Source organism: Bacillus sp. C1 (assembly GCF_054570475.1).
In genome coordinates this window covers 98,619-112,044 of record NZ_JBTMZT010000005.1, presented here as the reverse complement: position 1 = coordinate 112,044, position 13,426 = coordinate 98,619, and the positions used below count along the sequence as shown (strand labels likewise).

The following is a 13,426-nucleotide window of genomic DNA, read 5'->3' as shown; positions in this document are numbered from 1 at the left end:
CTTTACATTTAATTTTCTTGAAATAATTTCACAAAATATAGTGAATGTAACTTTTTACGTGTTATATAATAAAAAAGGCTTATATATACAGTTTTTATTTGTTTAATTTAATAATCATCCCAGAAATTAAATTATTCAAAATTATCTTACCATATGAATTTTGGAGGTAGTTTATTATGTTTTGGCTACAATTTCTTACCTTACTACTCTGCATTTTTATCGGTGCACGCCTTGGCGGAGTAGGTCTAGGAGTTATGGGTGGTGTTGGTATGGCAATCCTCGTATTTGTCTTCCACCTACAACCTACCGCCCCTCCTATCGACGTTATGCTAATGATTTTAGCAGTTATTACGGCTGCCGGTGCTTTGCAAGCTGCAGGAGGAATGGACTATCTTGTTCATCTTGCAGAGAACGCACTTCGTAAAAACCCGAAACGGATTACATTTTTCGCTCCTATTGTGACATATATATTTACATTGTGTGCTGGAACTGGACATGTTGCCTATTCAGTACTTCCCGTTATCGCAGAAGTCTCGCGTGAATCAGGAATTCGACCAGAACGTCCAATGTCAATCGCTGTAATCGCTTCGCAACAAGCCATTACGGCAAGTCCAATCTCGGCCGCAACTGTCGCACTGTTAGCAATGGTAGCTGATTATAAAATTACATTATTAGATATTCTAAAAGTAAGTATTCCTTCTACATTTATCGCTTGTATGCTAGCTGCTTTCGTTGCAAGCAAAATGGGTAAAGAGCTAAATGAAGACCCCGAATACTTACAACGTTTAAAAGAAGGCATGATTCCAAAATTGGAAGAAAAGAAAGAGTTTGTTGGTGCAAAGGGCGCTAAATTATCCGTTATTCTCTTCTTATTCGCAACTCTTTTTGTTGTTCTTCTTGGTTCATTTGAAGCACTTCGTCCAGGATGGATCGTCGATGGAAAATTAGTTCGTCTTTCAATGCCGAATACAATTGAAATGGTCATGCTAACGATCGCTGCTCTTATTATTATTTTCTGTAAGCCAAATGTAGAAAGTATAGTATCTGGAAACGTCTTTAAAGCTGGTGCTACAGCTGTTGTGGCTATTTTCGGTATCGCTTGGATGGGAGACACATTCTTTAATGGAAACTTGAATATGATTCAAGGATCAATCCAACATTTAGTAACAAGTGCACCGTGGTTATTCGCTATTGCGCTATTTATTCTATCCATTTTACTATATAGCCAAGCTGCAACAGTACGTGCTTTAATGCCACTTGGATTATCACTTGGCATCTCGCCAGCACTTCTTATTGCCATGTTCCCTGCCGTAAACGGTTATTTCTTCATTCCAAACTACGGAACAATTGTGGCTGCGATCAACTTTGACCGTACAGGAACGACACGTATTGGTAAATATGTATTAAATCATAGCTTTATGATCCCTGGCCTAGTCGCAACAATTTCTGCCATTGGGATTGGCATGCTCTTAATTTCAATTATGTTTTAACGAACAAAAAGCACAAACTTTTTCTGAATAAAGTTTGTGCTTGTTTATTTAATCAAATTTCTCCCTCCCTAAATTAAAACCCATTCAATTTTTGATTTCCCTTTCCAAAATCATCAAAATTCGGATGATCAATTTTATAATGTGTAGCTTGAAAAAACATTGAGAGTAATAAAAGTCCCACCGATAATATTCCTAATACAATTCCACCGCCTACATGTTCTCCATATCTTCCCTGCAGCTCTGTATTTAAAAAATGTCCTACAAACCCCGCAGTTCCCCCCCCTAAAAAACCTAATCCATAAATAATTTTTCCAACTGCTGTTTTAGGATTTATTGCTTCTTTTAAAATAGTTTCCCGGAATTTATAACCTATTATTTTACATATCAGAAAACACCCTACCATTCCAACACCAATTTCCCACATACTTCCCCATTTATACCACGTTGCCATCAAAGTAAATATGCAAGATAAATCAAACTGAATAATACCAAAATAAATTCGCCAACCTAAATACTTCTCGCACTTAAATATATAAGAAAGTACAGCTAACAAAAAGTTTAAAAGCAAACCGGAAATAACATATAATATACTATCCGGCCATGTAACTAAACATGCACACCCAAAAACGAACGGAAAAAAAACACTATAATAAATCCCTTTATATAGCCTTATATCTTTTTTGGTGTTCAAATTTTCACTTCCCTATATGCGTTATATAAATCTTTTATAAGAAAAAGCAGCTTATTTCTTTTTAAGCTGCTGTCTCTTTCTTATTTATTTACTTGTTCCATAAGTTTCTTTGTACTTTCATAATGTGAATCTGCTAGGCTAATTGCAGAAATAACCGAAACGCCATCTGCCCCAGCCTCTATAACAGAAGCAGCATTTTCAGCCGTAATCCCTCCAATTCCAACAATCGGAATTGTAAGCCCTTCTTCTCTAAAATGACGTAACCCTTTTGTTCCCTGTACGGCTTTCGTATCTTTCTTCGTGCTCGTTGGAAAGATAGGTCCTACTCCTAAATAATCCGCTCCATTTGCAATGGCAAAGTGCGCTTCCTCTATCGTATGAGCAGATACCCCAACAATTTTATCACCCATTTTTTTACGGACTGATGTAATTCCTTCATCATCTTGTCCGACATGAACACCGTCTGCATCTAATTCAATTGCTAAGTCTACATCATCATTTACGATAAATGGAACACCATGTTCTTTACAAAGTGCTTGTAACTCTTTTGCAAAGTGGACCCGTTCTTTTCCAATTAAAGCTCCCTTACCCTTTTCACGAAATTGAAAAAGGGTCACTCCACCATCGAGCGCTTCTTTCATTACTTGTAACGGATTCTTTTGGCAGTTGTTACTACCCATAATAAAATAGACTTGCAATAATTTGGACATTTTCTCTGCTTCAATACGTGCCATTTCCCTCATCCCTTCTTACTGCACCTCTTGAATATTTCCATATCGTTCAACCTCAATAGCAGTAACGTTTGCTAATTGATTCAAAAACTCAATTTGGAAACTTCCTGGTCCTTTCTCTACCGTTTTACTTGCAGCGATTTCTGCCGCCACACCATAAAAGGTTAATGCAGCAACTGCCGCTTTTACATAATCCTTTTCCACTGCCGCAAATGCTCCCATTACAGAAGTTAATAGACAACCGGTCCCTGTTACTTTCGTTAAAATGGGATGACCGTTACGAACAATTATTGTTCGCTCACCATCTGTTACAACGTCTTCTTTTCCAGTAATCACTGCAACTGTATCTAGTTCATCTGCTGCTTGTTTCGCAATTCCTACAACATCACCGTTTCCATTTCCGGCATCGACACCTTTAATTTCCCATTTTTCATTAATTACATTCGCAATTTCTGCTGCATTTCCGCGAATCATCGCTAACTTCACTTCACTCGGTATATATGTTGCAACCTCTGTTCGGTAAGAGGTTGCTCCTGCACCAACTGGATCAAATAATACTGGTACATCGTGCATGTTTGCTGATTTCCCAGCAAGAAGCATCGCTTCTACGTCTTCAGGACGAAGTGTACCCATATTTAAAACGAGTGCTCCTGCAATACGAGCCATTTCCGCTACTTCTTCTTTTGCATACGCCATAACTGGCGACGCCCCTAACGCAAGCAAACCATTAGCTGTAAAATTTGTCACAACAACATTTGTAATATTATGCACAAGTGGATTAGACTCTCTCACTACTTCGACTACTTTTATGATTTCTTGTATATTCATTCTTCTCATCTCCTAACTTAGTAATGGGAGATACACAAAAAGACACTTTGCGTATGCAAAGTGTCTGAACATGTGCTTGTACACTCTCCCTACGCTGGCATTATCCAACAGGTTCTAATGGTCAACGGCGGTTTAGCCGTACTCTCAGTCTGCATCCACAAACTCCCATGTGTTTTCTTATTCATCTACTTCAGAGTCTACTCTTATTCTCTTAAAATAACAAGTTAAACATCTGATATTAAAACCTCTCTTTTTTAGCACCATTCCATGTGAAAACAGAAGGAGGAAATAAGCTGAGGACTTCTTTTTTTATAACCACGATTTTAAAAAAGAGTGAGAGGAAATTAAAATTCCTCTCACTCTTTTGTACATTATTTTAAGCCTTTAGATACTTCTTTTACCATCTCTGAAACAGACTCAAGTCCGCCGCCAGATAGGTACCAGTAGTTTGCATCTAGATAGATTACATTACCATTTTTCGCAGCGTTTGTTTTGCTAACAATTTCATTTTCTACAACTTGTTTCGCAGAAGATTTCCCGCCAACAACAGCACCCCGATCGATTACAAATAAGTAATCTGGGTTTTTCTCTAAGATATATTCAAATGAAATTTTATTACCATGTGTATCTGCTTTCAGTCCTGTATCAACAGGAGCTACACCAAATACGTCATGAATAATACCAAAACGAGAATTTGGACCATATGCACTTACTTGACCATCATTTGCTAAGATAATTAAACCTTTTTTATCACTCTTTGTAGCTTTTTCATTCAATGCTTTTACGTCTTTTTCAACTGCTGCAATTTCTTTTTTCGCTTTATCTTCTTTACCAAAGATTTTCGCTAACATTTCTGTGTTGTCTTTAAATGATTTCATATACTCTTTTGTATCTTGTTCTACATAAATTGTTGGGGCAATTTTTTCAAATTCTTTGTATGAATCAGATTGTCTACCAGAAATGATAATTAAATCCGGTGCGATTTCATTAATTTTTTCAAAATCTGGCTCTTTTAAACCACCAACGTTTGTATACTTTTTATCTTTATATTTAGAAAGATATTCTGGAATATTCTTTTGTGGTACACCAGCTACGTCAACACCTAATTTATCTAACGTATCTAAAGAACCGAAGTCAAATACGACAACTTTTTTCGGATTTGTTTTAACTTTCGTTTCTCCTAATTTGTGCTTAATGGTAATTTCTTTACTTTCACTTGCTTCCGTTTTCTTCTCAGAAGAAGCGTTATTACTACATGCTACAGCAACAATAGCAAGCATGAATGTTAATAGTAACATTGCTAATTTCTTCACTTCAATCACCTCTATAAATTTTTTAAAATTATTTTAAATCGATAGTAAGTTAGTACTATCAAAATAACTTCCACTATGAAAAGTAAATACAAATGTTATTTCCTGCTATTTCTTCAATATGAATATCCATATCATAAATATCTTTCAAAACGGCCGGATCTATAATCTCATCTGTTGCTCCTTCTTTCATAACTTTTCCATCTTTCAAAGCAACGATCCGATCTGAGTAACAAGAAGCAAAGTTAATGTCATGAATGACAATTACAATTGTTTTACCAAGTTCTTCAACTAAGCGTCTCAGCACTTTCATAATTTGAACGGAATGTTTCATATCTAAATTGTTAAGTGGCTCATCTAGCAAAATATATTCTGTATTTTGAGCAATGACCATTGCGATATAAGCTCTTTGCCTTTGCCCACCACTAAGCTGGTCTAAGTACTTATATTGGATATCTTCAAGTTCCATATAGCGAATGGCTTCCTCAATATGATTCCAATCTTCTTTCGACAGATTTCCTTGTGAATATGGAAACCTTCCAAAACTAACTAATTCCCGAATTGTAAGTCTTAAATTAATATGATTCGTTTGCTTTAAAATAGAGATTTTTTTGGCAAGTTCATTACTATTCCATTCGCCAATTTCCTTATCCTCTATATAAATTTCACCAGCATCTTTTTTTAATAACCTACTTATCATGGAAAGAACTGTACTTTTCCCAGCTCCATTCGGTCCAATAAAAGATGTGATTTTCCCTTTTGCTATTTTAATAGAAACATCTTCAACAACATTTTTATTTCCATATTGCTTTGATACATTTCTTACTTCTACCATGTCTTGCTCTCCTTTAATAGAAGATAGATGAAGTATACTCCACCAACAAAATTCACAATGACACTTAAAGTCGTATTAAATTCAAATACTCTTTCGACAATTAACTGTCCCCCAACTAGGGCAATAATACTAATAAAGATAGAACCTGCTATTAAATATTTGTGCTTGTATGTACGTAAACATTCGCGTGCCACGTTTACGACGAGTAGTCCTAAAAATGTAATGGGACCAACTAACGCTGTAGAAATGGACACTAAAATCGCAATTACAATTAAAAACTTCTTCACAACCTTGTCGTAATCGACTCCTAAATTAATTGCCTCTTCTCTTCCTAGCGATAGTACATCTAATAACTTCAGTTCTTTATAAACATATGCAATAACCAATATAATCCCAATAATAGACGTTACAAGTAACTCTGTTTTTACATTATTTACACTTGCAAACATTTTCCCTTGGACAATTTGAAACTCATTCGGATCAATGAGTACTTGCATAAAAGAGGATAAACTTTGAAAGAATGTCCCAAATATTAATCCAATTAACAATAAGAAATAAATATTGCTGCCCTCTCTCTTAAAGAGAAATTTATAAAGAAAGAGTGAAAACACAACCATTAAGCTTATAGATATAAGAAAGTTCACGTTTGCATTCATCATCGCTATATGCTGCGATCCAAACACAAACACAACAAACGTTTGAATAAACATATAAAGTGAATCTAAACCGATGACACTTGGTGTTAAAATCCGGTTATTACTAATCGTTTGGAAAATCATCGACGAAAACGCAATCGCTCCGCCCGTTATGACCATCGCCAACACTTTTTTACCTCTTCTTGGCAAGGCATACTCTAACGTATTCATATTTAAGTTAATAAATAAAAATATCCCAATGGCTACAACCGCTAAAAATGCAAGCGCTACCAACATTTTTTTATGACTTATTTGTTTTCTATGCTGCATATGCGTTTCTCCTCATCAATAAATAAAGGAAGATTCCGCTTCCGATTACCCCTACTGTAAGACCAATAGAAATTTCATACGGATAAATTACGACGCGGCCGATTATATCACAAGCAAGTACGAAAACAGCTCCGAGTAAAGCGGTATGAGGTAAACTATTTTTCAAATTATCCCCGCGGTAAATCGAAACAATGTTTGGAATAATAAGCCCTAAAAACGGAATCATTCCGACAGTTAACACAACTAATGCGGAGATTAGCGAAACAATAATTAATCCGATATTTAACACTCGATTGTAGTTCATCCCTAAGTTCGCCGCAAAATCTTCACCCATTCCAGCAACAGTAAAGCGATTCGCATATAAAAATGCAATAATGACAAGTGGGATACTTAAATATAAAATTTCATATCTCCCTTTCATCACCATCGAAAAATCACCTTGTAACCATGAAGAGATATTTTGAATTAAGTCATACTTATAAGCAAAGAATGTCGTTATAGAACTAATAATGTTCCCAAACATAATTCCCACAAGCGGAATAAAAATCGCATCCTTGAACTTAATTCTCTTCAAAATTTGCATAAATAAAAATGTACCAGCTAACGCAAAAACAAATGCAACAAGCATTTTTTCAAGAGGGCTCGCTGTTGTAAATAGCAATAATGAAACTAAAACGCCTAATTTCGCACTATCCATCGTCCCCGCAGTTGTTGGAGATACAAATTTATTTCTGCTGAGTTGTTGCATAATTAAACCACTTATACTTAAACTTACACCGGCTACAATAATACTAATTAAGCGTGGCAATCTGCTAATAAGTAGAATTTGAGCTTGTCCTTGATCTAAATGAAAAATATCTGTCGGCTTCACATCTTTTACACCGATAAAAATAGACGCAACTGATAAAATAATAAGCATGATAAACAAATATCTTTTTTTCATAATTTCTTCATGGTGCAGATTATGTTCTGTCGCCATCATTTGATTTCAAACAGATTATAATCCTATCATTTTATCCCCCTCATCTATACATAGAATGATATAAAGTAAAACTCCCTACTACCCGTTCATGCGGGATACAAAATGATTTTAATTATCAATTAAAATTACACTCTACTAGTATGTAATAATTAATTTGCTATCTGACATTTTAGTCATAGTCAGACAATCATCTTTAATGATAATGAAATTCATTTACGATGTCAACGGATACCATTTATTTATATCGCTTTTTTATTCATATAAGGAAACTTATCGCGTCTATAAGGTTCATAAAAAAGGTTAGAATCTTCGGCATAACTGAATCAAGAAAGGATGTATGCTATATTTAAGTTATGGAAACTTGAAAGGATGTTTTAAATATGGCAAAAAGTGTTGTAATTGCTGAGAAACCTTCTGTTGCACGTGATATTGCACGTGTACTACAGTGTAATAAAAAAGGAAATGGTTACCTTGAAGGTAATAAATATATCGTTACTTGGGCTTTAGGGCATCTCGTTACATTAGCAGACCCAGAAAGCTATGATGTGAAATATAAAAAATGGAATCTAGAAGATCTACCAATGCTACCTGAGCGTTTGAAATTGACAGTGATTAAACAAACTGGCAAACAGTTTCATGCCGTTAAAAGCCAATTGATTAGAAAAGATGTAAGTGAAATCATTGTAGCTACAGATGCAGGGCGTGAAGGAGAACTAGTCGCTCGTTGGATTATTGATAAAGTTAAAATGAATAAACCTATTAAACGTCTATGGATTTCATCTGTTACTGATAAAGCAATAAAAGATGGCTTCGCAAACTTGAAACCAGGGAAAGCATATGACAATTTATACGCTTCAGCTGTTGCACGTTCAGAAGCTGACTGGTATATCGGTCTTAATGCAACACGTGCCTTAACTACAAGATTCAACGCCCAACTAAATTGCGGCCGTGTGCAAACTCCTACTGTAGGCATAATCGCAGGGCGTGAGGATGAAATAAAAAACTTCAAAGCACAAACTTATTACGGCATTGAAGCCAACACAACAGAAAATTTAAAACTGACATGGCAAGATGCGAAAGGAAATAGTCGTAATTTTGATAAAGAAAAAATCGATACGATCGTGAAAAAACTTGGCAAACAAAATGCTACTGTCGTGGAGATTGAGAAAAAGCAAAAAAAATCATTTGCTCCTGGGCTTTATGATTTAACAGAGCTACAACGTGATGCAAATAAAATTTTTGGTTACTCTGCAAAAGAAACATTAAATATTATGCAAAAACTGTATGAGCAGCATAAAGTATTAACATATCCTCGTACAGATTCACGCTATATCTCATCTGATATCGTTGGAACACTTCCAGAACGTCTAAAAGCGTGTGGAGTAGGAGAATATCGTCCTTTAGCTACTAAAGTTTTAAATAAACCTATAAAAGCGGCTAAATCGTTTGTTGATGATAGTAAAGTAAGTGATCACCATGCAATCATTCCAACAGAGAGCTATGTAAACTTCTCAGCTTTCACAGATAAAGAACGCAAAATTTACGATTTAGTTGTAAAACGCTTCTTAGCCGTCCTATTCCCTGCCTTCGAATACGAACAACTAACGTTACGAGCAAAAATTGGTGATGAAACATTCATTGCACGCGGAAAAACAATCCTTAACTCTGGCTGGAAAGAAGTATATGAACATCGCTTTGAAGACGACGATGCAGCAGACGATTTAAAAGAACAAATCTTACCTCGCATCGAAAAAGGCGATACATTACATGTAAAACTAATTGCACAAACATCAGGTCAAACAAAACCACCTGCACGCTTTAATGAAGCAACGTTACTTTCAGCAATGGAAAATCCTACGAAATATATGGGCACGCAAAATAAACAACTTGCTGATACGTTAAAGTCAACTGGTGGATTAGGTACTGTAGCTACACGAGCTGACATAATCGACAAACTTTTCAATTCATTCCTAATTGAAAAGCGCGGTAAAGACATTCACATTACATCAAAAGGTCGCCAGTTACTTGATTTAGTGCCGGAAGAACTAAAATCGCCTACATTAACTGCCCAGTGGGAGCAAAAACTTGAAGCCATTGCAAAGGGCAAGTTAAAAAAAGATGTATTTATTTCAGAAATGAAAAACTATACAAAAGAAATTGTCGCTGAAATTAAATCAAGCGATAAAAAGTATAAACATGACAACATTTCAACAAAAACTTGTCCAGACTGTGGTAAACCGATGTTAGAAGTAAACGGCAAAAAAGGGAAAATGCTTGTATGCCAAGATCGCGAATGTGGTCACCGTAAAAACGTGTCCCGAACGACAAATGCACGCTGTCCTCAATGTAAGAAAAAATTAGAACTTCGCGGTGAAGGAGACGGTCAAATCTTCGCATGTAAATGCGGCTATCGCGAAAAACTTTCTACATTCCAAGAACGCCGCAAGAAAGAATCTGGAAATAAGGCAGATAAACGATACGTTCAAAAATATATGAAGCAGCAACAAAAAGAAGAAGAAGAGCCATTAAATAATGCACTAGCAGAAGCACTAAAGAAATTAAAATTTGATTAAACAAAAAGGTTCCTACCGTTTTCAGTAGGAACCTTTTATTTTTAATGAATGATTTTACTTCCTTTTGCATTCTCAACAAATTTTTCACTTGATTTGTTAATTGGTGTCTTCAGTAGTAATGCAGCAACAATCATAACGACTACGAAAACACTTAATACAAGTAAATCTCTTGTTACTATATCCCAAAGCATTCCACCTACTGTTTCACGAATTGCACTAATTGCATATGTGAATGGTAAGAACGGATAAATTGCTTGGAAGAAAGCTGGTGTCATTTGAATCGGGAATGTCCCGCCAGATCCCGCTACTTGCAGTACAAGTAAAATGATCGCCATCGATTTCCCAACGTTTCCAAAAATAGAAACGAGTGAGTACACGATACAAACAAAGACTCCTCCAATAAATAAACTAAATAACACAAACCAGAATTTATCGACTACGTACGTACCAAGCAAGAATATATCTCCCATTGATACAATAAATGCCTGCGCAAGACCTATTGTTAAGAACGTTAAGAATCGTCCGAAGTAAATTTCATGACTCTTATACTCTGCACCTGGTTCATGAACTTCTACTGTTAATAACGAAACCATTAACAATGCCCCTACCCATAGTGCAAGCACTGTATAGAATGGTGACATCGCTGAACCGTAGTTTGGCATTGCGAATAATTTATTTTCTTTTAAATTTACTGGATTCGCAAAATAATCACTTTGCTGTTCCACATCATTTTTCAGTAAACGGATAATATCTTTTATATCCTCTTCTGAATCAATTTCACGAATCTTATCTGCTAATTCTTTAATCTTCTTCTCAGTAGCTGGCATTTCTGCTTTAATATCTTCAACTTTCTTCGTACCTTCTACTAAGCCTTTTGATGAATCTTCTAGCAGTTTTTTCACATCTGGCAGCTTTTTATCTGCGTCGTTTAAAATTTTAGATGTATTTTTTGACATCTCTTTTGTACGAGCAATTGCTTCGTTAAAGCTTGGAACGATTTCGGAATCGTATTTTGCTAAGAAATCAGCCAATTGTACTGAACCATTTTTCGATGCTTCATTAATACTTTCGATTACATCTTTTGTAGGTTGTTGCCCATTGTTAATGAGTGTGATTGCTTTATTTGTAGCATCACTACCTTTTTGTAATGCACTTTTCGCTTTATTTAATTTTGCAATTCCATTATCAAGGTTTTTATCACTGTTTACATCAGCTAAAACCTTATTCGCACTCTCTAGTACAGGAATCATATCATCAATCATACTAATACCTGCTTGGAATTGGCCATTTAAGCTATTTAAAGCTACTTTTGTAGAGTCTAGTCCATTGACACCTTTATTTTGCAAATCTTCTTTTGCTTTTTGAAGGTCAGATTTAGCACTCTCAATACTATCTCTTGCTTTATTATATTCAGCCTTTGTTTTTTCATATGTTTCGTTTATTGTATTAGTTGTTTGATCTTTAAACTGACCTGCTTCATCTTTAATTTGTTCAGCAGTGCTGACTGCTTTTTGATAATCCGCTACAAACGTTTCATTATAGTCTTTCTCAGCTTGATCAATTAAAGTATTTGTTGCATTTAATTTTTGATTAACTGCATCTCTCACATCTTGTTTTACTTCTTGACCTGTACCAATGATATTTACAAGATCTTTAATACCATTGTTTGTATTATCCATACCCTTTTTTAAATTAGTTAGATGGTCTATTCTCTTTTGGAAGAACTCTTTTCCAAAATCATGCGGTGCTGATTCTTTAAGGCTAGCAAAAACTTCAATAAGATAAGAAACCCCATCAGTATGACCTTGCAGATTATCAGAAGCTTTATTGAGTTCTTGTTTCGCTCTCTCTGGATCAAACTTTCCATTCTGTAATCCATCCATCACACTTTGTGCATACGCAGTTCCTGCACGTGCCGAGCTTAAAACAGTGTTCACTGTTTGATTAATATTTCTCGCAATATTTTTATATCCCTCAGTATTCAACTTCGGAAGATCGGGAAGTTGTGGCATTGCCGGGAACTCTGGAAGTTTAGGCAACTGAGAAAAGTCAGGAAGATTCAGGTCGACTCCTGGATTCATTAAGAAATTAGTAAAGGCTGTTGCCTTATCCATGCCATCTTTCATCACAGTTAAGTCTTTCCGTATCGCTCCAGGAGCATCTTTTAACCTTTGGTCATTGTTTGCAAAGAATTTATCTAAGTTTTTCAATGTTTCCTGACTATCATTAATAATACTTTCCACAACCGGTAAATCTTCTTGTGCGACCTTCACAATATCTTTTGCTCTCGTCGCATCATCCAGCGCTGTGTTCACAAGTGTATACATTTCCGGGAACTGCGCTTCTAACTTAAATACAAGATCTTTCATTTTTTCAATGCTCGGTAAGTTTGTTTCTAAATCAATTCCAAGGTCATTGAAAATTTTAAAAATCTCACCGTTCGCTGTTTTAACAAAGTTTTTACTTATTTCTTCTGTTATTCCCGATGCACCTTTTGCTGTAATTTTTGGTGCAATGGCATTTACTTTCTCATTCACAAAATAATCTAGCTCTGGTTTTTGTGGATTATCGCTAATTACCGTTGCAATCTTTTCTGAGAAATCTTTTGGAATCGTAATACTTGCATAGTACTCTCCATGTTCTACTCCATAAATCGCTTGTTTTTCATCCACAAACTTCCAACCAAGGTTTTTATTCTCTTTAAGTGAATCTACAATTTCGTCCCCAATGTTAATATCTTTTCCTCGTAAGTTTGCCCCAGCATCTTCATTAGACACTGCTATCGGGACATCCTTTGTATTACCGTAAGGATCCCAAGATGCTTTGATATTAAACCACGCATATAATGATGGCAAAATCATAAGTCCTAACACAATTACAATCGCAGCCCAATGTTTGGCTACATTCCGTAAATCAGTCGTATAAATACGCCATATTTGTTTCATATAAGCTATCACCTAATTATATAGTTTTCCTTCTTTAGAAAATGATGCATGCATTTTGCAATTATATCATTTTCCT

Annotated in this window: 10 protein-coding genes and 1 riboswitch; of the genes, 2 read left to right on the top strand and 8 right to left on the bottom strand. The window is 35.5% G+C overall.

All coding sequences use genetic code 11. The features are described from left to right. Window positions 1–176: 176 nt before the first annotated feature. On the top strand, window positions 177–1,490 hold the full coding sequence (locus ACX5JI_RS16605) for an anaerobic C4-dicarboxylate transporter family protein (protein WP_459502138.1): 1,314 nt from the start codon (window positions 177–179) through the stop codon (window positions 1,488–1,490). A gap of 73 nt (window positions 1,491–1,563) precedes the next feature. Here ACX5JI_RS16605 and ACX5JI_RS16600 read toward each other — a convergent pair whose 3' ends face one another. From ACX5JI_RS16600 to ACX5JI_RS16570, 7 genes are all read right to left on the bottom strand, one after another. After that, complete coding sequence (locus ACX5JI_RS16600) at window positions 1,564–1,914, bottom strand: hypothetical protein (protein ID WP_459502137.1); 351 nt, start codon at window positions 1,912–1,914, stop codon at window positions 1,564–1,566. A 347-nt stretch (window positions 1,915–2,261) separates the two neighbouring features. Then, the gene (gene thiE, locus ACX5JI_RS16595; protein WP_459502136.1) at window positions 2,262–2,915 is read right to left on the bottom strand and encodes a thiamine phosphate synthase; all 654 of its coding nucleotides are present in this window, start codon (window positions 2,913–2,915) and stop codon (window positions 2,262–2,264) included. A gap of 15 nt (window positions 2,916–2,930) precedes the next feature. Next, window positions 2,931–3,740 (bottom strand): hydroxyethylthiazole kinase, encoded by an 810-nt coding sequence (gene thiM / locus ACX5JI_RS16590; RefSeq protein WP_459502135.1) that lies wholly within the window; start codon window positions 3,738–3,740, stop codon window positions 2,931–2,933. Window positions 3,741–3,809: 69 nt separating this feature from the next. Continuing rightward, window positions 3,810–3,919, bottom strand: a riboswitch (TPP riboswitch). Window positions 3,920–4,111: 192 nt separating this feature from the next. Further along, the gene (locus tag ACX5JI_RS16585) at window positions 4,112–5,053 is read right to left on the bottom strand and encodes a siderophore ABC transporter substrate-binding protein (RefSeq protein ID WP_459502133.1); all 942 of its coding nucleotides are present in this window, start codon (window positions 5,051–5,053) and stop codon (window positions 4,112–4,114) included. Window positions 5,054–5,126: 73 nt separating this feature from the next. After that, window positions 5,127–5,885, bottom strand: a complete 759-nt coding sequence (locus ACX5JI_RS16580; protein WP_459502132.1) for an iron ABC transporter ATP-binding protein — start codon at window positions 5,883–5,885, stop codon at window positions 5,127–5,129. Then, window positions 5,879–6,850, bottom strand: coding sequence for an iron chelate uptake ABC transporter family permease subunit (locus tag ACX5JI_RS16575; protein ID WP_459502131.1), 972 nt, complete (start codon window positions 6,848–6,850; stop codon window positions 5,879–5,881). Before ACX5JI_RS16575 ends, ACX5JI_RS16580 begins: the two co-directional genes overlap by 7 nt. Continuing rightward, on the bottom strand, window positions 6,840–7,793 hold the full coding sequence (locus ACX5JI_RS16570; protein WP_459502130.1) for an ABC transporter permease: 954 nt from the start codon (window positions 7,791–7,793) through the stop codon (window positions 6,840–6,842). Before ACX5JI_RS16570 ends, ACX5JI_RS16575 begins: the two co-directional genes overlap by 11 nt. A 419-nt stretch (window positions 7,794–8,212) precedes the next feature. On the opposite strand from ACX5JI_RS16570, the gene ACX5JI_RS16565 reads away from it, so the two are divergent. Continuing rightward, complete coding sequence (locus tag ACX5JI_RS16565) at window positions 8,213–10,405, top strand: DNA topoisomerase III (protein WP_459502129.1); 2,193 nt, start codon at window positions 8,213–8,215, stop codon at window positions 10,403–10,405. A gap of 41 nt (window positions 10,406–10,446) precedes the next feature. Here ACX5JI_RS16565 and ACX5JI_RS16560 read toward each other — a convergent pair whose 3' ends face one another. Further along, window positions 10,447–13,350, bottom strand: coding sequence for a YhgE/Pip domain-containing protein (locus tag ACX5JI_RS16560; protein ID WP_459502128.1), 2,904 nt, complete (start codon window positions 13,348–13,350; stop codon window positions 10,447–10,449). Between the last annotated feature and the right edge of the window lie 76 nt (window positions 13,351–13,426).

Bases quoted from the DNA above. Each gene is read 5' to 3' on its own strand.
- ACX5JI_RS16605 (WP_459502138.1), top strand. From the start codon at position 177: ATGTTTTGGCTACAATTTCTTACCTTACTACTCTGCATTTTTATCGGT.
- ACX5JI_RS16600 (WP_459502137.1), bottom strand. From the start codon at position 1,914: ATGTGGGAAATTGGTGTTGGAATGGTAGGGTGTTTTCTGATATGTAAA.
- thiE (WP_459502136.1), bottom strand. From the start codon at position 2,915: ATGGCACGTATTGAAGCAGAGAAAATGTCCAAATTATTGCAAGTCTAT.
- thiM (WP_459502135.1), bottom strand. From the start codon at position 3,740: ATGAATATACAAGAAATCATAAAAGTAGTCGAAGTAGTGAGAGAGTCT.
- ACX5JI_RS16580 (WP_459502132.1), bottom strand. From the start codon at position 5,885: ATGGTAGAAGTAAGAAATGTATCAAAGCAATATGGAAATAAAAATGTT.
- ACX5JI_RS16575 (WP_459502131.1), bottom strand. From the start codon at position 6,850: ATGCAGCATAGAAAACAAATAAGTCATAAAAAAATGTTGGTAGCGCTT.
- ACX5JI_RS16570 (WP_459502130.1), bottom strand. From the start codon at position 7,793: ATGAAAAAAAGATATTTGTTTATCATGCTTATTATTTTATCAGTTGCG.
- ACX5JI_RS16565 (WP_459502129.1), top strand. From the start codon at position 8,213: ATGGCAAAAAGTGTTGTAATTGCTGAGAAACCTTCTGTTGCACGTGAT.
- ACX5JI_RS16560 (WP_459502128.1), bottom strand. From the start codon at position 13,350: ATGAAACAAATATGGCGTATTTATACGACTGATTTACGGAATGTAGCC.